At 70.5% G+C, this 23,340-nt stretch carries 23 protein-coding genes; 14 read left to right on the top strand and 9 right to left on the bottom strand.

The genetic code is table 11. The features are described 5' to 3' along the window. Nucleotides 1-49: 49 nt before the first annotated feature. Entirely contained in the window at nucleotides 50-1,579 is a 1,530-nt protein-coding gene (miaB, locus tag M2283_RS47350; RefSeq protein WP_280882812.1) for a tRNA (N6-isopentenyl adenosine(37)-C2)-methylthiotransferase MiaB, read from the bottom strand. 213 nt (nucleotides 1,580-1,792) lie between these two features. On the opposite strand from miaB, the gene M2283_RS47355 reads away from it, so the two are divergent. Then, complete coding sequence (locus M2283_RS47355) at nucleotides 1,793-3,751, top strand: serine/threonine-protein kinase (RefSeq protein ID WP_280882813.1); 1,959 nt, start codon at nucleotides 1,793-1,795, stop codon at nucleotides 3,749-3,751. A 19-nt stretch (nucleotides 3,752-3,770) separates the two neighbouring features. Here the strand turns inward: M2283_RS47355 and M2283_RS47360 are convergent, their stop codons facing one another. Both M2283_RS47360 and M2283_RS47365 read right to left on the bottom strand, forming a co-directional pair. Then, entirely contained in the window at nucleotides 3,771-4,424 is a 654-nt protein-coding gene (locus tag M2283_RS47360) for a response regulator transcription factor (protein ID WP_280882814.1), read from the bottom strand. After that, the gene (locus M2283_RS47365; RefSeq protein ID WP_280882815.1) at nucleotides 4,424-5,377 is read right to left on the bottom strand and encodes a sensor histidine kinase; all 954 of its coding nucleotides are present in this window, start codon (nucleotides 5,375-5,377) and stop codon (nucleotides 4,424-4,426) included. Before M2283_RS47365 ends, M2283_RS47360 begins: the two co-directional genes overlap by 1 nt. Nucleotides 5,378-5,629: 252 nt before the next feature. Between M2283_RS47365 and M2283_RS47370 the strand changes: the two genes are divergently transcribed. Then, nucleotides 5,630-6,115, top strand: coding sequence for a cation:proton antiporter regulatory subunit (locus M2283_RS47370; protein WP_280882816.1), 486 nt, complete (start codon nucleotides 5,630-5,632; stop codon nucleotides 6,113-6,115). 4 nt (nucleotides 6,116-6,119) lie between these two features. Beyond that, nucleotides 6,120-7,334 carry a cation:proton antiporter gene (locus M2283_RS47375; protein ID WP_280882817.1) on the top strand — a complete coding sequence of 405 codons (1,215 nt, stop codon included), beginning with the start codon at nucleotides 6,120-6,122 and terminating at the stop codon, nucleotides 7,332-7,334. An 18-nt stretch (nucleotides 7,335-7,352) separates the two neighbouring features. Here M2283_RS47375 and M2283_RS47380 read toward each other — a convergent pair whose 3' ends face one another. Then, on the bottom strand, nucleotides 7,353-7,757 hold the full coding sequence (locus M2283_RS47380; protein WP_280882818.1) for a MazG nucleotide pyrophosphohydrolase domain-containing protein: 405 nt from the start codon (nucleotides 7,755-7,757) through the stop codon (nucleotides 7,353-7,355). Between the two features lie 190 nt (nucleotides 7,758-7,947). Here M2283_RS47380 and M2283_RS47385 point away from each other — a divergent pair, with 190 nt between their 5' ends. Continuing rightward, on the top strand, nucleotides 7,948-8,946 hold the full coding sequence (locus tag M2283_RS47385; RefSeq protein ID WP_280882819.1) for a TAXI family TRAP transporter solute-binding subunit: 999 nt from the start codon (nucleotides 7,948-7,950) through the stop codon (nucleotides 8,944-8,946). Between the two features lie 17 nt (nucleotides 8,947-8,963). On the opposite strand, the gene M2283_RS47390 is transcribed toward M2283_RS47385, so the two are convergent. Together M2283_RS47390 and M2283_RS47395 are read right to left on the bottom strand one after the other, a co-directional pair. Continuing rightward, entirely contained in the window at nucleotides 8,964-10,367 is a 1,404-nt protein-coding gene (locus M2283_RS47390) for a sensor histidine kinase (protein ID WP_280882820.1), read from the bottom strand. Nucleotides 10,368-10,376: 9 nt separating this feature from the next. After that, nucleotides 10,377-11,063: a response regulator transcription factor gene (locus tag M2283_RS47395; RefSeq protein ID WP_280882821.1), complete on the bottom strand. Its 687-nt coding sequence runs from the start codon at nucleotides 11,061-11,063 to the stop codon at nucleotides 10,377-10,379. Nucleotides 11,064-11,362: 299 nt separating this feature from the next. On the opposite strand from M2283_RS47395, the gene M2283_RS47400 reads away from it, so the two are divergent. The 8 genes from M2283_RS47400 to M2283_RS47430 all read left to right on the top strand — a co-directional run bounded on the left by M2283_RS47400 (nucleotide 11,363) and on the right by M2283_RS47430 (nucleotide 17,743). After that, nucleotides 11,363-12,139 carry an amino acid ABC transporter ATP-binding protein gene (locus tag M2283_RS47400; RefSeq protein ID WP_280882822.1) on the top strand — a complete coding sequence of 259 codons (777 nt, stop codon included), beginning with the start codon at nucleotides 11,363-11,365 and terminating at the stop codon, nucleotides 12,137-12,139. 71 nt (nucleotides 12,140-12,210) lie between these two features. Then, on the top strand, nucleotides 12,211-13,062 hold the full coding sequence (locus M2283_RS47405) for a glutamate ABC transporter substrate-binding protein (RefSeq protein ID WP_280882823.1): 852 nt from the start codon (nucleotides 12,211-12,213) through the stop codon (nucleotides 13,060-13,062). Nucleotides 13,063-13,175: 113 nt separating this feature from the next. Next, entirely contained in the window at nucleotides 13,176-13,844 is a 669-nt protein-coding gene (locus M2283_RS47410; protein ID WP_280882824.1) for an amino acid ABC transporter permease, read from the top strand. Continuing rightward, nucleotides 13,841-14,752, top strand: a complete 912-nt coding sequence (locus M2283_RS47415; protein WP_280882825.1) for an amino acid ABC transporter permease — start codon at nucleotides 13,841-13,843, stop codon at nucleotides 14,750-14,752. The genes M2283_RS47410 and M2283_RS47415 overlap by 4 nt, the downstream gene beginning before the upstream one ends. 175 nt (nucleotides 14,753-14,927) lie before the next feature. Next, complete coding sequence (locus tag M2283_RS47420; RefSeq protein ID WP_280882826.1) at nucleotides 14,928-16,547, top strand: FAD-dependent monooxygenase; 1,620 nt, start codon at nucleotides 14,928-14,930, stop codon at nucleotides 16,545-16,547. A 145-nt stretch (nucleotides 16,548-16,692) separates the two neighbouring features. Beyond that, the gene (locus M2283_RS51830; RefSeq protein ID WP_342781581.1) at nucleotides 16,693-16,740 is read left to right on the top strand and encodes a hypothetical protein; all 48 of its coding nucleotides are present in this window, start codon (nucleotides 16,693-16,695) and stop codon (nucleotides 16,738-16,740) included. A 77-nt stretch (nucleotides 16,741-16,817) separates the two neighbouring features. Next, nucleotides 16,818-17,345, top strand: a complete 528-nt coding sequence (locus M2283_RS47425; protein ID WP_280882827.1) for a cysteine dioxygenase — start codon at nucleotides 16,818-16,820, stop codon at nucleotides 17,343-17,345. Further along, nucleotides 17,336-17,743, top strand: coding sequence for a rhodanese-like domain-containing protein (locus M2283_RS47430; protein ID WP_280882854.1), 408 nt, complete (start codon nucleotides 17,336-17,338; stop codon nucleotides 17,741-17,743). Before M2283_RS47425 ends, M2283_RS47430 begins: the two co-directional genes overlap by 10 nt. 63 nt (nucleotides 17,744-17,806) lie before the next feature. Here M2283_RS47430 and M2283_RS47435 read toward each other — a convergent pair whose 3' ends face one another. The 3 genes from M2283_RS47435 to recA all read right to left on the bottom strand — a co-directional run bounded on the left by M2283_RS47435 (nucleotide 17,807) and on the right by recA (nucleotide 21,681). Beyond that, nucleotides 17,807-18,781 carry a sugar ABC transporter substrate-binding protein gene (locus M2283_RS47435; RefSeq protein WP_280882828.1) on the bottom strand — a complete coding sequence of 325 codons (975 nt, stop codon included), beginning with the start codon at nucleotides 18,779-18,781 and terminating at the stop codon, nucleotides 17,807-17,809. A 666-nt stretch (nucleotides 18,782-19,447) separates the two neighbouring features. Beyond that, nucleotides 19,448-20,368, bottom strand: a complete 921-nt coding sequence (gene recX / locus M2283_RS47440) for a recombination regulator RecX (RefSeq protein WP_432423243.1) — start codon at nucleotides 20,366-20,368, stop codon at nucleotides 19,448-19,450. 179 nt (nucleotides 20,369-20,547) lie between these two features. Continuing rightward, on the bottom strand, nucleotides 20,548-21,681 hold the full coding sequence (gene recA, locus M2283_RS47445) for a recombinase RecA (protein ID WP_280882830.1): 1,134 nt from the start codon (nucleotides 21,679-21,681) through the stop codon (nucleotides 20,548-20,550). Nucleotides 21,682-22,090: 409 nt separating this feature from the next. Here recA and M2283_RS47450 point away from each other — a divergent pair, with 409 nt between their 5' ends. Beyond that, on the top strand, nucleotides 22,091-22,480 hold the full coding sequence (locus M2283_RS47450; protein ID WP_280882831.1) for a hypothetical protein: 390 nt from the start codon (nucleotides 22,091-22,093) through the stop codon (nucleotides 22,478-22,480). Next, nucleotides 22,477-23,313 (top strand): hypothetical protein, encoded by an 837-nt coding sequence (locus M2283_RS47455; protein ID WP_280882832.1) that lies wholly within the window; start codon nucleotides 22,477-22,479, stop codon nucleotides 23,311-23,313. The genes M2283_RS47450 and M2283_RS47455 overlap by 4 nt, the downstream gene beginning before the upstream one ends. Nucleotides 23,314-23,340: the final 27 nt, after the last annotated feature.

Here is a 23,340-nt window from a genome sequence, read left to right on the forward strand (position 1 = left end):
ATGCCGCTGGCCATGAGGCCGATGACCGTGAGGGCAATGACCAGCGAGGTCAGTCGCAGCCGCAGCCGCTCCCCGTCGCCACCGGCAGCGGCTCGGGGGCGCCGATCTTCGGCAGGCCCAGCATCACGCCCACCGGCTTGGCGGCCGCCTCGGTGTTGCGCTTCTCCCACGCGTCACCCGCGCGCGTGCGGCGCACGTCGAGGGTGGGGCCCTCGGCGAGGAGGTGGTGCGGGGCGGCGTAGGTGATCTCGACCGTCACCACGTCACCGGGGCGGACCTCCTGGTCCGGCTTGGTGAAGTGGACGAGGCGGTTGTCGGGGGCGCGGCCGGAGAGGCGGTGGGTGGCGCCGTCCTTGCGGCCCTCGCCCTCGGCGACCATCAACTCTAGGGTGCGGCCGACCTGCTTCTTGTTCTCGTCCCAGGAGATCTCCTCCTGGAGGGCGACGAGACGCATGTAGCGCTCCTGGACGACCTCCTTGGGGATCTGTCCCTCCATGGTGGCGGCGGGGGTGCCGGGCCGCTTGGAGTACTGGAAGGTGAACGCCTGCGCGAACCGCGCCTCGCGCGTCGCGTGCAGCGTCTGCTCGAAGTCCTCCTCGGTCTCGCCGGGGAAGCCCACGATGATGTCGGTGGTGATCGCCGCGTGCGGGATCGAGGCGCGCACCTTCTCGATGATCCCCAGGTAGCGCTCCTGGCGGTACGAGCGGCGCATCGCCTTCAGGACCGTGTCCGAGCCGGACTGCATCGGCATGTGCAGCTGCGGCATCACGTTCGGCGTCTCGGCCATGGCGGCGATGACGTCGTCGGTGAAGTCGCGCGGGTGCGGGGAGGTGAAGCGGACGCGCTCCAGGCCGTCGATCTTCCCGCAGGCCCGCAGCAGCTTGCTGAACGCCTCACGGTCGCCGATGTCGGAGCCGTACGCGTTGACGTTCTGCCCGAGCAGCGTGATCTCGGAGACGCCCTCGTCGACCAGGGCCTCGATCTCGGCGAGGATGTCGCCGGTACGGCGGTCCTTCTCCTTGCCGCGCAGGGCAGGGACGATGCAGAACGTGCACGTGTTGTTGCAGCCGACGGAGATCGACACCCACGCCGCGTACGCGCTCTCGCGCCGGGTCGGCAGCGTCGAGGGGAACGCCTCCAGCGACTCGGCGATCTCGACCTGCGCCTCCTCCTGCACGCGCGCGCGTTCCAGCAGGACCGGCAGCTTGCCGATGTTGTGCGTACCGAAGACGACGTCCACCCAGGGCGCCCTCTTCACGATGGTGTCGCGGTCCTTCTGCGCGAGGCAGCCGCCGACCGCGATCTGCATCCCGGGCCGCGAGACCTTCCGCGGCGCGAGACGCCCGAGGTTGCCGTACAGCCGGTTGTCGGCGTTCTCCCGCACGGCGCACGTGTTGAAGACGACGACATCCGCGTCGCCGTCGGAGCCCTCGGGGGCGCGGACGTAGCCCGCCTCCTCCAGCAGTCCGGACAATCGCTCGGAGTCGTGGACGTTCATCTGGCACCCGTAGGTGCGGATTTCATAGCTCTTGGGGGCTTGGACGTCCACTGCGAGGCTCCGGTCGCTGCTGCTGGTCATTCCTCAAGGGTAGGTGCTCGCCGGAACGGAAGAGGCGCGGCAGGTGCCGTCGGCCACTTGGGTGACGGCGGCGGCCGGGTGTCCCGAGGCCAGCGTGGTCCGATAGCAAGCCGCCTGCCGCATGTCGCAAGCCGAGAGCCGGGAGTGACCCACGGGTCCACAGGGCCCCGTGATGCAATGGGCCACACACAGTGGTCACGGGGTGGAGTAGGCGTGTTGGGCAACGGTGGGGGCGGTCTGCAGCCGCTGGAGGACGGCGATCCGCAGGTCGTGGGCGGTTATCGGCTGGCGGCACGGCTCGGGTCCGGCGGGATGGGGCGGGTCTACCTGTCGCACACGCCGGGCGGGCGGGCCGTCGCGGTCAAGGTGATCCGGCCGGAGCTGGCCGAGAACCCCGAGTTCCGCAGACGGTTCCGCGCCGAGGTGGCGGCGGCCGGCCGCGTGCACGGCCTCTACACGGCCCCGGTCGTGGACAGCGACACCGAGGGAACCGTGCCGTGGTGCGCGACCGCGTACGTACCGGGCCCGTCCCTCGAAGAAGCGGTGCGCGAGCACGGGCCGCTGCCCGTCGACACCCTGCTGCGCCTGATCGCCGGAGTCGCGGAGGCGCTGCAGGCGGTGCACCGCGAAGGCATCGTGCACCGCGACCTCAAGCCCTCCAACGTCCTGCTCGCCGCCGACGGCCCCCGCGTCATCGACTTCGGCGTCGCACGCGCCGCCGACGCCACCTCGGTGACACAGAGCGGCACGGCCCTCGGCACGATCGCCTACATGGCACCGGAGCAGGTGCTCGGCGCGGAGGCCACCGCCTCGGCCGACGTCTTCGCACTCGGCCAGACCGCCGTCTTCGCGTCGACGGGCGGCTCGGCCTTCGGCACCGGGGACCCGCACGCGGTGCTGTACCGAGTGGTGCACGAGGAACCCGACCTCACCCAAGTACCGGACGAGATACGCGACTTGGTGGCCCGCTGCCTGCGCAAGCCCGCCGCCGAACGCCCCTCCGTGGAGGAGGTCATCCGCGCCGTCCAGACCCTCCAGACCCACCGCGGCGACGAGGCCCACCACGCCTCCGGAGCCTGGCTGCCCGGCGAACTGGCGGCGGGCATAGCGGCTCGCGTCGAGGACTCGGACCGCGCCGCTAGGGCCGGATCAACACCCGGCGCGCACCACTCCACCGGCGCGACACCCGCCGCCTACGGCCCCGCAGCACCCACCCCCGCCGCCCCCACCGGTTACGGCCCACCGCCACCCCCCGGAGCCTTCGGCCCCCCGATCCCCACCCCGTACGGCCCCTCCACCCCGGCCGCACCCACCCCCTCACCCGCCTACTCCCCTGCCCCCGCTTCCCTCCCCGACCCCGTCCTCCTGGGTCAGGCCCCACCCCCAGGCGCGTACACCCCACCCGCCTGGCAGCAACCCAACCCCCAGGACCCGTCGGCCGCACAGACCTCCTCGGTCGGCACCGACGAGAAGAAGCGCAAGAACCGGACCTGGATCCTCGCGGCGGCGGCAGTCGCCCTCGTCGCCTGCGGAGCCGGCACGGCCCTGCTCCTCGCCCCCGGCGACAAGGGCGACGACCAGACCCAGGACGTAGCCGCGTCCCAGTCCGCGACACCCACCGAGTCCTCGTCCCCCCACTCGCCCTCGCCCTCCCCCTCCAAGTCGAAGAAGCCGAAGGCGTCCAACTCCCCCGTACCGTCCGCTCCTTCGGGCCCCCCGACGCCCACGCGGAGCGCGGCCCCGGCCACCCCGACCGCCGCGTCCAGCGGCCCCGCGGCTCCGACGGCACCCCTCCCGGTGACGTACACGGGAATCCAGATGACCAAGAGCCACGACATCTACCTGGCCGACACCCCGGTACGGGCCAAGGCGGACACCGGTACCTCCGACGAGGACCTGACCTACGCCGTCTACTCCTCCGGCGCGGTCCTGGCCCCCGGCACCGACTCGGGCAGCTCCCTGGCCGTGCTGCCGGCGAGCCGACCGGGCAGCCTGGAGGCATGCAAGGCGGCGACGGGCTACAAGAGCTACGTCTGGGTGAAGGACCTGACGGCCGGCCAGCAGATGTGCGTGATCAGCGGCACGGGCCACGTGGGCCTGGTGACGTACCGCACCTCATCCGGGACGACGTACACGGTCCTGGACGTCAAGGTCTGGCGCAACGCGGCCTAGAACCCTACGCACTACGACCTCAGGGATCGATCAGGCCCACCCGGATCGCATAGCGGGTGAGTTCCAGCCGATCCCGCAGCCCGAGCTTCTGCAGCAGATTCGCCCGATGGCGTTCGACGGTCTTCGTACTGATGAAGAGGAGTTCGCCGATCTCCTTGGAGGTGTGCCCCTCGGCGACGAGCTTGAGGATCTCCTCCTCGCGCTCGGTGACGGCGCGCGTGGGCAGGTCGTCGCCGCGGTGGAGGCGGTCGACGTAGGAGCGGACGAGGGCGCGTTCGGCGCCCGGGTAGACGAAGGGTTCGTCGCGTACGGCCGCCCGGCAGGCCGCGACCAGATCGCGATCGGCGACGGACTTGAGGACGTACCCGCTGGCCCCCGCCTTGAGGGCCTCGAAGAAGTACTGCTCGTTGTCGTACATCGTGAGGATCAGGATGCGCAGGTCGGGCAGCCTGCGAGACAGCTCACGGGCCGCCTGCAGCCCGGTCATACGAGGCATGGCGATGTCCAGGACCGCGAGGTCGATGTCACCCGCACGGGCCCGCTCAACAGCCTCGGCGCCGTCCCCGGCCTCGGCGACCACCGTCAGATCCGGCTCACCGTCGAGGATGAGCCGCACACCCTGCCGTACGAGCGCATGGTCGTCGGCGAGCAGCACGCGCACGGGGAGCCCCATCAGCGGCCTCCCTCGGCGACGGCGACCGGAATGAGCAGACGCACGTCCGTACCCCGCCCGGGAGCGGGCGCGAGCGAGAACCGGGCTCCGATCAGCAGCGCCCGCTCCCGCATCCCACTGATACCGGCCCCGTCCACCGCCGTACCGATGCCTTTGCCGTTGTCCCGTACGAGGAGTTCGAGACCGTCGGCGACGGGCCGGAGGCGGACCTCGGCGCGGTCGGCGGACGCGTGCCGTGCGGTGTTGGTGAGCCCTTCCTGGGCCACGCGGTAGACCACGAGCTCCGACTCCTCGGTCAGCGGCGGCAGTTCGCCGGAGACGTCATGGCGCACCGTGAGTCCATGGGTGGTGAACTCGGCGGCGAGCGAACGCAGCGCACTGGACAGACCAAGCTCCTCAAGCACCCCGGGCCGCAGCCGCCGAGCAATACGGCGAATCTCGTCAAGCCCGGCCCGAGTGGCCTCCTGGGCCTGCCCGACCTCCTCCCGCAACCCCTCCGGAGCCCGGTCGGCAACCCGCTTCAGCTGAAGCAGCACGGCGGTCAACGTCTGCCCCACCTCGTCATGCAGCTCGCGAGCGATCCGATGCCGCTCCCGCTCCTGAGCGGACAGCGCCCGCCCCGCCCCCGCCGCACGCTCGCCCTCCAGCCGGTCGAGCATCGTGTTGTACGTCATGATCAGTTCGGCCGCCTCCGCGGGACCGGCCACGACCGCGCGGGCGCCTGGCCGCAGCAGATCGGCGGTGGCCATGGCCCGCCCCAGCCGACGCAGCGGGGCGAGCCCGAGGCGCAGCACGATCGCGTTGCCGACCAGCAGCAGAGCAAGGCCGATCACGACAACCAGAGCCTCCGCAGGGGCAACCGGAGTCGACACGGTGACGGGCCCCAGCAACAGGGCAGCGGCAAGCACCAGCCCAACCGCGTTGAACGAGAAGATCCGCCAGAACAACGACACGGTGCTCCCTCTCCCTGCCCTTCTTCTGGCGTCCGACCCCGAAGCGACCAGCCTCTCCCGAGCCGCCGGCCCGTGTATATCCGTGACGTCACCCATGTCGCCACGGTACGGCGGGATGACAGCATGCGAGGGGGCGGCATGATCACCGCCGGTCACGGCCCGCCCGACAACACGGCTCAACGGCCGATCAAGCGGCCACCCGGTCACCACCCAACTGCCAACTCACACAGCTGCCGATTCAAGGGGAGAAACGTGTCTGCGCCACGTCTGAGGGCGACGCCTCTGCCGGGCATCGGAGTCCAGTACGACCTGGTCACCCGCGACCAGCGCCATCTGTCCGTGGTCGCGCACCGCGACGGCGCCCGCACGGTGAACGTCTACCGGACCGACGACCCCGACTCCTGCGCCCAATCGCTGCGCCTGACCGGCTCCGAGGCGGGCGCGCTGATCGACGCGCTGAAGCCGTCCCACCACAGTGCGAGCCTGCTCTACACCTCGGACCTGGGCCTGGTCGCCGAACGGATCGAGGTCCGGGCGACGTCGCACTGGAACGGACGCGTGCTGGGCGACACCAAGATGCGCACCGCCACGGGCGCCTCGATCGTGGCGGCGCTGCGCCGGGCGGAGGCCATCCCCTCCCCGACGCCGGACTTCCGGCTGGCGGGCGGTGACATCCTGATCGTCGTCGGCACCCGCGAAGGCGTAGACGCCGCCGCGGCGATACTCGGGCGGGAGTGAACCGGTGCACTCCGCGGTCCTGCTGATCGAGTTCGGCTCCATCCTCCTGGCCCTGGGCCTGCTCGGCCGGTTCGCCGGCCGTTTCCGGCTCTCCCCCATCCCCCTCTACCTCCTCGCGGGCCTGGCCTTCGGCGAGGGCGGCCTGCTCCCCCTCGGGGCGAGCGAGGAGTTCGTGGCCACGGGCGCCGAGATCGGCGTAATCCTCCTGCTCCTGATGCTCGGCCTGGAGTACTCGGCCGGTGACCTGGTCACCAACCTCAAGTCGCACTACCCCGCGGGCCTGGTCGACGGCGCGCTCAACGCCCTGCCAGGCGCCGCCGCGGCCCTGCTCCTCGGCTGGGGCCCGGTGGCGGCGGTAGTCCTGGCCGGCGTCACCTGGATCTCCTCGTCCGGCGTGATCGCGAAGGTCCTGGGCGACCTGGGCCGCGTGGGCAACCGAGAGACGCCGGTAATCCTCAGCGTCCTGGTCCTGGAGGACCTGGCGATGGCGGTGTACCTGCCCATCGTGACCGCCCTGGTGGCGGGCGCCGGCCTGATGGCGGGCAGCCTCACCCTCGCGATCGCACTGGGCGCCGCGGGCCTGGTCCTCTTCGTGGCAGTCCGCTACGGCAGGGTCATCTCCCGCTTCGTCTCCAGCGACGACCCGGAGAAACTCCTCCTCGTAGTCCTCGGCCTGACGATCCTGGTAGCGGGCGTGGCCCAACAACTCCAGGTCTCGGCAGCCGTGGGCGCATTCCTGGTCGGCATAGCACTGTCCGGCGAAGTGGCCGAGGGCGCCCACACCCTCCTCAGCCCCCTGCGCGACCTCTTCGCCGCGGTCTTCTTCGTCTTCTTCGGCCTGCACACGGACCCGGCGAGCATCCCACCAGTACTCCTCCCCGCCCTGGCCCTGGCCCTGGTAACCGCCGCGACAAAGATCGCCACGGGCTACTGGGCGGCCCGCCGAGCCGGCATCTCCGTGAAGGGCCGCTGGCGCGCGGGCGGCGCCTTGGTGGCACGAGGCGAGTTCTCCATCGTCATCGCGGGCCTGGCGGTCACCGCCGGAATCGAACCGTCCCTGGGCCCCCTGGCCACGGCATACGTCCTGATCCTGGTCGTAGTGGGCCCTCTCACCGCCCGCTACACAGAACCCCTGGCCCGCCACTTCACAGACCGCAGGTCCGCCCACAGGCGCCCGGCCGAACCGGTGGAGGCGACGGAGGTGTCGGTAGGGGACTGACGACTCGCTCCACCCCCGTCACGCGCCGCTGGGCACCCACCCCTGGCGGCGCAGTACGGCCGACACATCCGGCGCCTCGTAGTGCTCACCCTTGAGCACCTTGCCGTCGGCCCGCCGAACCACGCTCCCGTCGGGCCCCAACTTGGTCATGTTGGAGCGATGAATCTCGGCAATGACCGCATCCAGATCGATGCCGTGCACAAGAGCGGTGCCATAAGCCACATACACAACATCGGCCAACTCGTGCGCAAGCTTGTCGAGGGGCCCTTTCACCGAAACCTCGGCAACCTCCGCGGCCTCCTCGACAAGCAACTCCCGCCGATGCGCAGCCAGTCCAGGCGTGACCTCAGTAGGCCTGGACCGGGCATCAAGCCCAACGGCGAGATGAAACGCGCGAACCAGCTCAGCAGGCGAAGAACTCATCCCCCGACCCTACCGACCACCACTGACACCTCCAGAGGACGGCCGCACCCCACACACCTGTGGCCGCCGACGCACCGTCCACGAGGACGCCGCCGGGGGCGCCGACACCTCGCTGCGCCTGGGCCCCGCCCCAGCCCAGCGCAGCCCAGTGCCCTGGTCAGCACCCCGCCCGCCTGGCAGGATCGCCCGCATGCCCACCACGTTCCCCCGGATCAGCAGCCGCCGGGCCCTGCAAGCCGCGACCGCCGGCTTCGTGGCCTTCGGCCTGCTCCTGTGGTGGCTGCTCTCCCTGGGCGAACCCCCACCGAGCGGAACGATCACGTTCAGCACAGGCACAAAGGCCGGCGTGTACCAGCAGTACGGCAAACTCCTGCGCAAGCAGTTCGACACGGACATGCCGAACCTGCGCGTCACGCTCAAGACCAGCGACGGCTCCCAGGAGAACGTCCGCCTCGTGGCGACCGACGGAGCCGACTTCACCATCGCCGCAGCGGACGCCGTCGACACCTACGAACTCGCGAACCAGCCCGGCGCCGACCAACTGCGCGGAGTAGCCCGCCTGTACGACGACTACGTACAGCTCATCGTCCCGCGAGACTCGGACATCCGCTCCGTCGCGGACCTTCGGGGCAAGCGCGTGGCCATCGGCCGCCCCCGCTCGGGCGTGCGCCTGATCGCCAACCGGGTCCTCAAGGCCGCGGGCCTCGACGCGAAGCACGACATCACACCGTTCGCCGACGGCATCGACAAAGGCCCAGAGCGCCTGAAGAGGGGCGACATCGACGCGTTCTTCTGGTCGGGCGGCCTGCCGACCCAGGGCCTGGCGATCCTCGCCGACAGCTTCAGCTTCCGCTTCGTGCCGATCCCGGCCACCCTCGTGGCCAAGCTGCACGAGCAGGGCGGCGCCACCCGCTACTACCGCGCCACCAACATGCCGGAGTCGGCCTACCCCAGCATCCAGAACGGCGTCGCCGTACCGACGATCGCGGTGTCCAACCTGCTGATGACCCGCGCGGACGTCGACGCGCGGCTCGCCGAGTGGGTGACCCGCGCCGTGATCAAGAGCCGGGACGAGATCGGCAGGAGCGTCCACTCCGCGCAGTTGGTGGACCTGCGCACGGCGATCTACACGGATCCTCTGACCCTGCACGACGGCGCCCGCCGCTACTACGAATCGGTCAAGCCGTAGACCTGCTTACGCATCGGTCAAGCCGTAGGCCCGCTCCTGGGCACCGACACCGTCACCGTCAATCCGTGCGGCTCATGCGGGCCGTACGAGATGTCGCCCCCGCCCGCCGCGAGCAACGCGCGGGAGATGGACAGCCCGAGCCCCGACCCTTTGACGTTCTGATGCCGCCCACTACGCCAGAAACGGTCCCCCACCCGGGCAAGTTCCTCATCCGTCAGACCAGGCCCGTCGTCGGTGACCACGACCTTCGAGACGGCCCCGTCGACCAGGACCACGACCTCCACGGCCTCGTCCTCCGGCGTGAACTTGATCGCGTTGTCGATCACCGCGTCCAGTGCGCTGGAAAGGGTGATCGGATCGGCCCACGCGGTGGTGGCCGGGCAGTCCGCCACCAGCCGCACCCCCTTCGCCTCAGCGGTCGGCGTCCAGGCGGCAACCCGCTCCGCGGTCAACGCACCGATGTCCGTGATCCTCAGATCCGCCTCGGTGTGCTCGGCCAACGCGAGATCGAGCAGGTCGTCAAGAACCTCGGCAAGCCGCTTGCCCTCGGTACGGACCGACGCGATCTCCTCGTTGCCCTCGGGCAGTTCGAGGGCGAGCAGCTCGATACGCAACAGCAGCGCCGCGAGCGGGTTGCGCAACTGGTGCGAGGCATCGGCGACGAACGCCCGCTGCTGCTCCAGCACCTCCTCCACGTTGTCCGCCATCTCGTTGAACGCCCCGGCCAGCCGCTGAAGTTCCGGCGGCCCGCCCGCCGCCGCGACCCTCGACTTCAACCGCCCACTCGCGATCGCGTGCGTCGTGGCATCGAGAACCCGCACGGGCCGAAGCACCCACCCGGTCAGCCGAAGCGCGGCGCCGACGGCCAGCAGCATCGCGGCGATCTCGCCCGCCCCGATGACCAGCCAGCCGTGGAGGATCCGCGAACGCATGTGCCCCGTGGGCGAGTCGGTGACGACGACCGCGACGACGTCGCCGTCCCGGATCACCGGTGAGGCCACGACGAGACGGTTCCGCTGCCAGGGCCACACCTGCTTCGGGTCGTGGCTGCGCCGGCTGAGCCTCGCCTCGGCGAACGCGTCGCGCACCACACCCTCGTCAGGCAGGAAGAACGTCGCCGGAGCCTGCGCCATAGGGATGTCGGTGCGGCAGAACACCCCCGCCCGGATGCCGTAGACGCCGTAGTAGCTGTCGAGTTCGCTGCTGAGCGTGCGCAGGCGTTCGTCCGTGGACGTGGCGGTGGAGCTGCACGCGTCGGTGACGAACTGGGCGAGCGAGGCGAAGCGCGCGGTGTCGTCGATCCGGTCGACGACCACGTCCTGCTGCTCGGCGGCGGCCACGCTCACGGCGAGCGGAATGCCGAGCGCGAGCAGCATGGCCGCCATCAGGACGATGAGCAGCGGAAGAAGCCGTGTACGCACCCGTGCCCGCTACACGCCCGGCGCGACGAGCCGGTAGCCGACCCCGCGCACGGTCTCGATCAGCGCGGGCATGCGCAACTTGGCGCGCAGGGACGCGACGTGCACCTCCAGGGTGCGTCCGGTCCCTTCCCAACTCGTGCGCCACACCTCGCTGATGATCTGCTCCCGGCGGAAGACGACTCCGGGGCGCTGCGCGAGCAACGCCAGCAGATCGAACTCCTTGCGGGTGAGTTGGACAACCGAACCGTCCACGCTGACCTGGCGGGTGGGCAGTTCGATGAGTACGGGGCCCAGGCGCAGCGAGGTGTCGGCGCCCCCGGCCGCGTCCTCGTGGACGGTGCGCCGGCTGACGGCGTGGATCCGGGCGAGCAGTTCCCCGGTGTCGTAGGGCTTCACCACGTAGTCGTCGGCGCCGAGGTTGAGGCCGTGGATGCGGGAGCGGACGTCGGCGCGCGCGGTGACCATGATCACCGGGGTGCTGGTGCGTTTGCGGATCTTGCCGCAGACCTCGTAGCCGTCCTGGTCGGGCAGCCCGAGGTCGAGCAGGACGACCCCGAAGCCGTCCCCCTCGGGGACGAGTGCCTGCAGGGCCTCCTCGCCACTGCGCGCGTGCGTGACGTCGAAGCCGTGCCGCGCGAGGACCGCGGACAGAGCGGCAGCGACATGGTTGTCGTCCTCGACGAGGAGCAGTCTCATCCGGGCCCCCTTCGGTTCACCAGCCATGCGAACAGGATGGGTACAAAACACGTGCGTACGCGCGCGTGCACCACCGCAGTCACGCTGATGGACGAGGACGCCGTCAAGCCGGTTCCGGTTGCAGGGCCCTTCCGTTACCCGGCCGATACGAGCCACGAGGGCAAGTGCGGGACAAGTGCTACGACACGTGTCCGATTGCTATCGGATCGTGATGCTCAGATTCCGCTCAGATCTACAGACGCTGGCATTACCTCCTCATTACTGTCCTCCGCAACCGAGGAGGACGGAGCCCGATAGCGATGACCGAAGTATCGGTGGCCAAGGAAGACCTGGTCCCAACCGGCGAACTGGTCGTCCTGAAGAGCGTCAACAAGCACTTCGGCGCGTTGCACGTACTCCAGGACATCGACCTGACGATCGCCCGCGGCGAGGTCGTCGTCGTGATCGGGCCCTCCGGGTCCGGTAAGTCCACCCTGTGCCGCACCATCAACCGACTGGAGACCGTCGACTCCGGTTCGATCGCGATCGACGGCAAGCCCCTGCCCCAGGAGGGCAAGGAGCTGGCCCGGCTGCGCGCCGACGTCGGGATGGTCTTCCAGTCCTTCAACCTCTTCGCGCACAAGACAGTGCTCGAGAACGTGGTGCTGGGCCAGATCAAGGTCCGCAAGGCGGACCGCAAGAAGGCCGAGGAGAAGGCCCGGACGCTGCTCGACCGGGTCGGCGTGAGCACGCAGGCCGACAAGTACCCCGCACAGCTCTCCGGCGGCCAGCAGCAGCGCGTCGCCATCGCGCGCGCCCTGGCCATGGACCCGAAGGTGATGCTCTTCGACGAGCCGACCTCCGCGCTCGACCCGGAGATGATCAACGAGGTCCTGGAGGTCATGCAGCAGCTCGCCCGCGACGGCATGACCATGATCGTCGTCACCCACGAGATGGGATTCGCCCGATCGGCGGCGAACCGCGTGGTCTTCATGGCCGACGGCCGGATCGTCGAGGAAGCTGCGCCCGACCAGTTCTTCAGCAACCCGCGCAGTGACCGCGCCAAGGACTTCCTGTCGAAGATCCTGCACCACTGACGCACCGTCACCTGCCGCACCGTCCCGGACGGCCCTCAGCCTTTCTCCTCACCAGCCAAAGGATGTTCTCCATGAAGCTCCGCAAGATCACCGCCGCCACGGCCGCAGTGCTCGCCCTCGGCCTGGCCGCCACGGCGTGCGGTTCCAGCGACGACGACAGCGACAGCGGCTCCTCCGCCAGCAGCGGAGGCGGCGGCAAGATCAAGGTCGGCATCAAGTACGACCAGCCGGGCATCGGCCTCAAGGAGCCGGACGGCTCCTTCTCCGGCTTCGACGTGGACGTGGCGACGTACGTGGCCAAGCAGCTCGGCTACGAGCCCAACCAGATCGATTGGGTCGAGACCAAGAGCGCCGACCGTGAGACCGCGATCTCCCGCGGCGACGTCAAGTTCATCGCGGCCAGCTACTCGATCAACGACGAGCGCAAGGCGAAGGTCGACTTCGCCGGCCCGTACCTGCTGGCCCACCAGGACCTGCTGGTCAAGACCGACTCGGACATCTCCAAGGGCACGGACCTCAACGGCAAGAAGCTGTGTTCCGTGACCGGGTCCACCTCGGCGCAGAACATCCACGACACGATCGCTCCGAAGGCCCAGCTGAAGGAGTACAGCGGCTACTCGGAGTGCATCGCCGCCCTGCAGAACGGCGCCGTGGACGCCGTGACCACGGACGACTCGATCCTCGCGGGCTTCGCCGCGCAGGACAAGTACAAGGGCCAGTTCAAGCTCGCCGGGCTCAAGCTCAGCAACGAGAACTACGGCATCGGCCTGAAGAAGGGCGACTCCGCGACCCTCGGCAAGATCAACGACGCCCTGACGAAGATGGTCAGCGACGGCTCCTGGCAGAAGGCGGTCGACGCCAACTTCGGCCCGGCCAACTACAAGAACGACCCCGCCCCGAAGATCGGCGACATCGTCAAGTAGTCCCCGGCCGAGGCCGGGCACCGCAGGGTTCCCGGGGCGTGCCGCCGCCGCGCTGACGGCGGCGGCGCGCCCCGCCCTCTTCGTACGCCACACACCCGGAAGCGCGGGAGATCGTGTTCGACTTTCTTGAAGGTTACGACGTCCTCGGGGCGTTCTGGATGACGGTGAAACTCACCGCTCTGTCCGCCCTCGGCTCCCTGGTCTGGGGCACCCTGCTGGCCGCGATGCGGGTCAGCCCGGTCCCGCTGATGCGCGGGTTCGGCACCGCCTACGTCAACATCGTCCGCAACATCCCCCTGACGGTCATCATCGTCTTCTCCTCGCTCGGCCTCGCCGACGTCTTCGGCATGACGCTGGGCGCGTCCGACGACTTCGCGGCCCAGGGCTTCCGTCTCGCGATCCTCGGCCTCGCCGCCTACCACGCGGCCTTCGTCTGCGAGGCGATCCGCTCCGGCATCAACACGGTGCCCATGGGACAGGCCGAGGCGGCCCGCGCCATCGGACTGAGCTTCAGTCAGACGCTCCGGCTCGTCGTACTGCCGCAGGCGTTCCGTTCGGTCATCGGCCCGCTGGCCAACGTACTGATCGCACTCACCAAGAACACCACCGTGGCGGCCGCGATCGGCGTGGCCGAGGCGGCCTATCTGATGAAGAAGATGATCGAGAACGAGGCGCAGACGCTGCTCATCGGTGTGGTGTTCGCCTTCGGGTTCGTGGTTCTGACCCTGCCCACCGGCCTCATCCTGGGCTGGCTCGGCAAGCGACTGGCGGTGAAGCGATGAGCTCCGTTCTCTACGACTCCCCCGGCCCCCGTGCCAGACGGCGCAACGTCGTCCTCTCGGTGGTCTTCCTCGTCCTGCTCGCCCTGGCCCTGTGGTGGGTCTGGCAGAAGATGGACGACAAGAACCAGCTGAGGTGGCCCCTGTGGGAGCCCTTCACCACCTCGGAAGCCTGGACGACGTATCTGCTGCCGGGCCTCGGCAACACCCTGAAGGCCGCCGCGCTCGCCATGGTCATCGCGCTCCCTCTGGGTGCGTTCTTCGGCATCTCGCGCATGTCCGAACACCGGTGGGTGCGGGTGCCGGCCGGCGTGGTGGTCGAGTTCTTCCGCTCGATCCCGGTCCTGCTGCTGATGCTGTTCGCCAACGAGGTCTACGCCCGCTCCTCCGGCGTGAGCAGCGAGGACCGGCCGATGTACGCGGTCGTGACGGGCCTGGTGCTCTACAACGCCTCGGTGCTCGCCGAGATCGTCCGGGCCGGCATCCTCGCGCTGCCCCGGGGACAGACGGAGGCGGCCTACGCGATCGGCCTGCGCAAGGGCCAGACGATGACCAGCATCCTGCTGCCACAGTCCGTCACGGCCATGCTCCCGGCCATCGTCAGCCAGCTCGTGGTCATCGTGAAGGACACCGCGCTCGGCGGCGTGATGATCGGCTACGCCGAGCTGCTCACCGCGCGCAGCACGCTGGCGGCCAACTACGCCAACGTCATCCCGAGCTTCATCGTGGTCGCGATCATCTTCATCGCCGTCAACTTCCTCCTCACCAGCTTCGCGAGCTGGCTGGAGGGCCGGCTGCGCCGCAGCAAGCGCAGCACCGGCGCGGTCCTGGGCGCCGAGAAGGTGGAGGACCTCAACCCCGCGGGAGTGTCCGGCTCCTTCGGTACCGGAACCGGCGGCGGCGGGATCTGATGATCGGTCAACTCGCTTGACCCACACGGAGGCAGTGGCATGATCGCCACTGCCTCCGTCACTTGACGCAAGCACCGGCAATGGGTTGCATACGTTCTGTGATCGTGCACCCTGCCCCACCTTCCTGTTCACATGCGTCCCTCAGGACACCGTCGCGGGCAGGGGGCGCCGCGCCGTGGACCCGGTGATCATCGTCGGGGCGGGGCCCGTCGGGCTCACCCTGGCCCTTGCCCTGGCGCGTCAGGAAGTCCCCTCGGTCGTGCTCGACGAGGGTCCCGGCAAGGACGAACCGCGCCCCGCGCGCACCGTCGTCCTGCGGGAGGACACCACCGCCCTCGTCGAGCGGCTGACCGGCATCCGCCTCGCCGACCTGGGCGTTCACTGGGCCGGATGGCGGTCGCTGCGACGCAAGCAGGTGATGCGCGAGGTCACGTTCGGCACCCCCGACGAACCCGCCCCCCTGCACATCGCCCAGCACGTACTGACCGGCGCCCTGCGCCAGGCACTGGCCGGTGAGCGGCTGGTCAAGGTCGCCGTGGACAGCCGCCTCGACACCATCGAGCAGGAGCCCTCGGGCATCACCGCCCACACCCGCGGCCCGAAGGGCACCTGGTGGCGCGGCAGCCACCTGGTCGGCTGCGACGGCCCGCGCTCGACGGTCCGCAAACTCCAGGACATCCGCTTCCCGGGCCGTACGGCCGTGGAGCGACACGCCGTGGCCGCGCTGCGCACGGAACTTCCGTGGGGCGGTGAGGCGTTGCTCCATCGGATGCCGCCGTGGCGGACGTCGGGCCCCTCGGGCGGGGAGGTGACCGGACGCCCGCTCCCGGACGGGGTGTGGCGCCTGGACTGGCTGCTGCCGCCGGGCAAGGACCTGGTCACACCCGAGCTGCTGCTGGCCCGCATCCGCGAGACCCTGTCCGGCTGGACGGGCGGCGGGACACCGTCGTACGAACTCCTCGACACCGGCGTCCACACGGTCCACCACCGGCTGGCCCGGCGTTGGCGCAGGGGCCGGATCTTCCTGGCCGGGGACGCGGCGCACCTGCTCGGCGCGTTTGGCACGCAGGGGCTCGACGAGGGGCTGAGGGACGCCGACAACCTCGCCTGGAAGCTGGCGCTTGCCTGGCACCACGGGCCGCACGAGGCGCTGCTCGACAGCTACCAGGCGGAGCGGCGCGGGGCGGTCGCCGCCCGGCTGCGCGCCGCCGACCAGGTGCTGCCGCTGCTGCGCGGGGGCGGCGGGCTGCGCGCGTACGTTCCGGGCGCCGCCCGCGGGAACGACGCGCTGCTCACGGACGGTCACCTGGGGCACGGGGCGCTCGGCGCGCCGGGGGCGTACGATGCCTCGCCGCTCGCACCCCGCCACCTCGAAGGCGAGGTGCCGGTGGACACGCCGCCAGGGGCGCCGGTCGACGATGTGCGGGTGACCGCCGAGGACGGCGCGTTCGTGGGGCTGCGGGAGCGGCTCGGGCGCGGTGCGCTGCTGGTCGTCCTGGTCGCGCCGGGCACCGGCGTGTGGGACCGCAAGCACTGGGTGACCGCCGGGATCATGCCCCGCCTCGCGGCCGCGGTGGCCGCGCTGCCGCACCCCGCCGAGCTGCTGGTCGCCGAGAGCTACCCGGGCGCCGCCGCGCACACCGTGCTGCTGGTCCGGCCCGACGGCCACCTCGTGACCTCGCTCAACGGGGTGCGCCCGGCCGACCTGTACGCGGCCGCGGAAGCGGCGCTGGGCGGCCCGGCCAAGGCGGAGTCCTCGACGGCGGGGGCGGGCGCGGCGGCCGGATCCCGCTGATATCTCGTGCTCGCTGTCACTGAGATCGTCATACTCACTGTCACTGTGCGGTCCACATAGTGACAGTGAGTTGACCGGCCCGCACCGCCATGGTGTACTCCGGATCGTGACCGACACCTGTGTGCGCCTGTGGCGGAGGGTCCATATGGACCTGATCCGCTATGCGGGCTGCGTGTGTCGCCCGTCCTGCTGAATTCGCATCCCTTTCTCCTTCGCGCGCCGCCCTCGTACGCCGCGCGCGCTCCGCGAACGCACTTCAGGACGGTTCCCGTGTCTGTCTCTCCCTCCGCGTCCCCTGCCGTCGCCGCGCCGACGCAGGCCGACCTCCTCGACTTCGTACGGCGCACCGCCGCCGACGCCGAGCTGATCTCCTCCCTCCCGCTCGACCCGGAGGGCCGCACCTGGATCCGGCTCGAAGGCCCCGGCGGCAGCGAGGCCTGGCTGATCGGCTGGCCGCCCGGCACGGGCACCGGCTGGCACGACCACGCCGAGTCGGTCGGCGCGTTCCTGACGGCGGCCGGTGAGCTCAAGGAGCACGCGCTCGCCGCCCGGCTGCCCGCCGACGGCTGGAAGACCCTGGAACTCAGCGACGACGTGGACCGCGAGCGCGAACTGCCCGCCGGCAAGGGCCGCGCCTTCGGCCACCACCACGTCCACGAGGTCCTCAACGAGTCGACCGAGCAGCACGCGATCTCCGTCCACGCCTACTACCCGCCCCTCCCCCAGATCCGCCGCTACAGCCGCACGGGCCAGATCCTGCGTCTGGAGCACGTGGAGCGCCCGGAGGACTGGCAGTGAGCGACACGGCCGAACAGCCCGTCGGGATCGACGAGTTGCTGGAGCGGGTGCGCGAGGGGTACGAGCGGATCGAACCGGCGCGGGCGTACGAGGCCGCCCGCGCCGACGAGGCACTCCTGGTCGACATCCGGTACGCCGCCCTGCGCGAGCGGGACGGCGTGATCCCCGGTGCCGTGGTCGTCGAGCGCAACGAACTGGAGTGGCGGCTCGACCCGCGCGGCAGCCATCGCCTCCCCGAGGCCACCGGCCATGACCTGCGGGTCGTGGTGATCTGCAACGAGGGTTACGCGTCGAGCCTGGCCGCCGCGTCGCTGCACCAGCTGGGACTGCGCCGGGCCACCGATCTGGTCGGGGGGTTCCAGGCGTGGAAGGCGGCGGGACTGCCGGTGACGGCGTAGCGGCTCGGTGGCGGCCGGGTCAGCGGAGGTCGGGTCGGCGGAGACCAGGTCGGCGGAGGTCCGTCAGTAAAGGTCCGGAGGGCAGTACAGCGGGGCGGTGTCCGCGTTGTCCTTGGTGATCAGCTCGGCGGGGGTCTTGGCGATCTTCTCCGCCTTACGGCCGCGCAACAGGTCGATGGCGTTGGACACCGCCAACTCCCCGGTGTCGGCCACCGAGTTGGAGACCGTCGCCGCGAACCGGCCGTCCTTGAGGGCCTTCAGCCCCTCGTCCGTGCCGTTGACGGTCACGATCTTCACGCTCTTGGCGCCGGCCGTGTCGAAGGCCTTGCGGACGGCGAAGCCCATCTCCTCGTTGGCGACGAAGGCGTAGTCCAGATCGGGATGGGCCTCGATCATGCCCTCGGCGACCAGGCCCGCCTTCACCGGATCGAACATGCCGGGCTGGTTCGCGACCACCTTCGCGGAGGTGGGTAACTCGGCCGTGAAACCGCCGACCAGGAGGTCGGACGCGGCACCGGGAGCACCTGCGACGACCCCGACCTGCACGTCCTTGCCGCCCGCGTCCTGCTCGATCCAGTCGGCGTCCAGTCCGCCGACCTTCTTCAGGTCGACGACGACGGCGCCCAGGATGTGGGAGGTGTCGGCCGGCACGACCGAGATGAGGAAGATCGGAATGTCCGCGCTCCTGGCCCGCGCGATGTCGTCCGCGAGCGCCTTCACATCGACCGTCTGCACGATCAGCGCGCTCACCTTGGCGGCGATCATGTCGTCGATGTTGGTCAGCTCCGTACCCGCCTTCTGATGGGAGTTGGCGGTACGGATCCGGGCGAAGTTGCTCCTCGTCGCCTGCTCGACGGACTCCTCCAGACACGTGTGGAACTTGGTGGTCCCTCCGTTGACGAAACCGAGCGTGAGGGTGCCCTGCACCGCCGCACCGGTATCCCCGTCGCCGGACACCAGCCCGCACCCGCTCAGCAGCAGGACCATGCTCAGGGCCGTCGCCGCGGGCGTTCTTCGGAAGCGGGCGGGTTCGGACACGGCGGGGCCGCCTTTCGTGGCGTACGGAGGGTGCGTGCGGCTGCGACGAAACGGCCCGTGTCCAGGTGGGACGGGCGAACACTCGCGATGGCACGGGGCGACATGAGGTCGGACGGTCCCGCGACGGCAGCAGACGGTACCCGTGACCGGCATCTCTCAACCCATCAAGGAGCGCAACCTAATGCTGCACACCGCAGCATGCTCAAACCCGGCCGCGAGACCCTAGCGTCGGACAACTCGGGGGGAGAGCCCAAGGCCTGTCTTCCGGAGCCGTCCGAGGCGGTGCCGCTCAACGACCGGAAGACAGGCCTTGGTTGACGAGTCGTCAGGTTCTGTGGCGGCCATCGTCGCCGAGCGCGGTGTGAACGCGGGGCGGCGCGACCGAGCACGGCGGTGGCGACGAGGGCGAGTAGACCCGCGCCGGCGACGACTACGACGTACACCAGGGGCTGCCACCGAGGGAGCGGCACTGCCACCCCGTCATGCCGAGGCCGAACGCCGTGCGCACGAAGCCCGCGCCCCGAAGTACGCGTTCCCGCCCGGCCCTTGAACGCGATGGGCGCCCCCGCGCGTCCACCGTGTCCGGGGCCGGGCACGTCCCTGACCCCGGTCCGGGACACACCGACGTGACCGATCACCTCGGCCACACGGATCATCCCGCCGGGCTCAGAACCCTTCGTCCCCCAAGGACTCCGTGTCCTCGCCCTCTTCCTCCAGCGCCTGCCGGACCACCCGCAGGGCCATGCCCTCGGGGTAGCCCTTGCGGGCGAGTATCCCGGCGAGGCGGCGCAGCCGCTTGTCGCGGTCGAGACCACGCGTGGCGCGCAGTTTGCGGGCGACGAGTTCGCGCGCGGTCTCCTCTTCCTGCTCGGAGTCGAGCTGTCCGACGGCCTCGTCGATCAGCGTGGAGTCGACTCCCTTGGTCCGCAGCTCCCGGGAGAGCGCACGCCGGGCAAGACCCCTGCCGTGGTGCCGGGACTCCACCCACGCGTTCGCGAACGCACCGTCGTTGATCAGTCCGACCTCCTCGAACCGCGACAGCACCTCCTCCGCCGCCTCATCCGGGATCTCGCGTTTGCGCAGGGCGTCCGCGAGTTGCTTGCGCGTGCGCGGGGTCCCGGTGAGCAGGCGGAGACAGATCGCCCGCGCCCGCTCGACCGGGTCCCCTGAAGGCCCCTCCTGCTCGGCCCTCGACGAGGAAGGAGAGCCTCCGTCTTCACCGGCGCGTTCACCACGACGCCGCTGCCGACGCCCGCGGTTGGCGCCACCGCGGAATCCACCACGAGACGCCCGGGACCCACGCGCCGAGCCAGCGTCCCCGGCCTCCCCGCCTTCGCCGTCCGACCCGTCACCCTCGTACGGCCCGTCACTGCCGTACGAGGGTCCGGAGCCGGACGAGATCCCGGTGCCGTGCGAGGCCTTGGAGCCGTGCCTGTCAGCGCGGCCGTAGCCCTCATCCGCGCCGGAGCCCGGCTCGTCGCCGTGGGATCCGCCGCTGCCGTACGACCACCTGCCCGCGCCGTACGCCTTACCCCCGCCGCCGGACCTCCCCGTGCCGCCCGGCCCACCCGTACCGTCCCTCGCCACGCGGCCGTGTCCCCCGTCCGCGTCGCGCCCCGAACCATCACCGTCCCCGTACGCATCGCCGTCCGGCTCGGCAGAGCCCCCGTCGCCGCCCCCTCCTGGTCCCCGCTCACGCGGAGCGTCGGGGTCGGCGCGCTCGGCCAACTCGGCCAGCCATGCTTCTGCGTCACGCACAGTACGGGTCAGCTCTTGGCAGCCGGGGCCTTGGCCTTCGTCGCCTTGGCAGCCGCCGGAGCGGGCACCTTCGCGGCGTCGTCGGCGGTGGCTCCGGCGGTGACGGTGGCGGCGTCCGCACCCGGCGCCGCGGTCGGCTCCTCCGGCCGCACACCGACGCCCAGCTTCTCGAGGATCTTCTTCTCGATCTCGTTGGCCAGGTCGGGGTTGTCCTTCAGGAAGTTGCGCGCGTTCTCCTTGCCCTGGCCGAGCTGGTCGCCCTCGTACGTGTACCAGGCGCCGGCCTTGCGGACGAAGCCGTTGTCCACGCCCATGTCGATCAGGCCGCCCTCGCGGCTGATGCCGTGGCCGTAGAGGATGTCGAACTCGGCCTGCTTGAAGGGCGGCGCGACCTTGTTCTTGACGACCTTCACGCGGGTGCGGTTGCCAACCGCGTCGGTGCCGTCCTTCAGCGTCTCGATACGACGGATGTCGAGCCGCACCGAGGCGTAGAACTTCAGCGCCCGGCCACCGGTCGTGGTCTCCGGGGAGCCGAACATCACGCCGATCTTCTCGCGGAGCTGGTTGATGAAGATCGCGGTGGTCCCGGACTGGCTCAGCGCGCCGGTGATCTTGCGGAGCGCCTGGCTCATCAGACGGGCCTGCAGACCCACGTGCGAGTCGCCCATCTCTCCCTCGATCTCCGCGCGCGGCACGAGGGCGGCGACGGAGTCGATGACGATGAGGTCGAGGGCGCCGGAGCGGACCAGCATGTCCACGATCTCCAGGGCCTGCTCACCGTTGTCCGGCTGGGAGAGGATCAGGTTGTCGATGTCGACGCCGAGCTTCTTCGCGTACTCGGGGTCGAGGGCGTGCTCCGCGTCCACGAACGCGACCTGGCCACCGGCCCGCTGTGCGTTCGCCACCGCGTGCAGGGTCAGGGTCGTCTTGCCGGAGGACTCCGGGCCGTAGACCTCCACCACTCGGCCGCGCGGCAGACCGCCGACACCGAGGGCGACGTCGAGCGCGGTCGACCCGGTGGGGATGACCTCGATGGGCTCGTTCGGCCGCTCGCCGAGGCGCATCACCGCGCCCTTGCCGAATTGCCGTTCAATTTGTGCGAGCGCGGCGTCCAGTGCCTTCTCGCGGTCGGTTCCTGCCATGGGTTCCACCCGATTTGCTTGAGTCGATCGCTTCACGTCGAAGACGCTAACGCCTGCCACTGACAATGGGCCCCGACGCCCGTCCAGCATGTGGATAACTCCGGGACTTCTGCGTCGAAAACGTGTCGAAACCCCCGTCGGGATCCCTGTCGAGGACCTCGCCGGAACTCCCATGAGAATGGATGTTCGATTTTCGTGTCAAGCGCACCACGCGGCACCCCAGTCACCGGTTTCGCGGTCCCACGACCCGGCGGACGCCCGCCCGGCCCGGCTGCTTCGCCTGGACGTGCGGCCACTTCCGCGAGGCGTGCAGCCGCTCCTGCAAGGCGTGCGGCTACTTCCGTCGGCGTACGACGGGTGTCTTCGGCGGGACGACGACCGGGCGGGGCCGTCCCGCGAGGCTGAGGGCATGGAGACCGAGAACATCACCCGAGCGGGCGACACGACGCGTTCCCCCGCGGTCGCCGCGACCCTGGCCGCGCTGCTTCTGCTGGCCGTGTCCATCGTCGTCCAGATCGCCGCCGGCGCGGACTATCCCACCGTGCCGCCTGGCCTCGTCATCCCGCTCGTGGCGGCGGGCCTGCTGCTGTGGCGCACGAACCGCTGGACGACCGGGCTCGCCCTCGCGATCGGCGTGTTCATCGGCACGGGCGCGTTCCTGACCCCGGACACCGGTGACCATCTCTCGTCGGGGGACACCCTGCTCATCGTCTCGACCGTCGCCGAACTCGTGGCCCTCGCCGGCCTGGTCGTCGCCGGAGCCATGGCCACGCTGCGGACGCGAGCGCGGGCACGATGACGGCGTCGTCCACCGCCCCGGCACAGCCGTCGGCCGCCAGGGCACGACTGTCGGCGGCCGGATCAAGGCTGTCGGCCGCGAGAGGACGGCTCCCCGGAACGCACCCCGCCGAGCGCCTCTGCCACGCGACCGGTCTCGTACTCATCCTCTCCGGGCTCGTGCACCTCGGGGTGTTCGCCGTCGACGGAGGCCCCTGGGACGGACCCGTCTCCTGGCGCAAGCCGGTGACGTTCGGACTGTCCTTCGGGGCGACCCTGATCGCGATCACCTGGGTCACGTCGTATCTGCGCGTCGGACCACGGCTGCGCGCCCTGCTGCTCACCGTGTTCGCCGCCGACTGCGTCGTGGAGGTCGGGGGCATCACCCTGCAGGCGTGGCGCCGGGTGCCCTCGCACCTCGACATGGAGACGCCCTTCGACACCGTGGTGTCGATGACGCTCGCGGTGGGCGGCGGCGTCCTCGTCGTACTGCTGGCCGTGTTCGCGGTCGCCTCGTTCCGGCACCGCCCCACCGGCCCCGCCGGGATGCCGCTCGCCATACGTTCCGGCTTCGCGATCCTGCTCGTCGGACTCGCCTCGGGGGCCGCGATGATCGCGCGCGGGGTCGTGCTCACCCGTACCGGCCATCAGGAGGCCGCCTACCACTCCACGGCCCCGCTCAAGCCCCTGCACGGAGTCAGCCTGCACGCCGTCCTGGTCCTGCCGGCACTGGCCTGGCTGCTGTCGTACACGTCCTGGAGCGAGACGACACGGCGACGGATCGTGGCCACGGCGACCGGCTGCTACGTGGCGGCGGTCGCCGGCGCCGCGGTGTGGGCCGTACTCACGTACTGACGTCGCCACCCACCGATCGGCTCGCCC

Source organism: Streptomyces pseudovenezuelae, assembly GCF_029892565.1.
Classification (GTDB): domain Bacteria; phylum Actinomycetota; class Actinomycetes; order Streptomycetales; family Streptomycetaceae; genus Streptomyces; species Streptomyces pseudovenezuelae_A.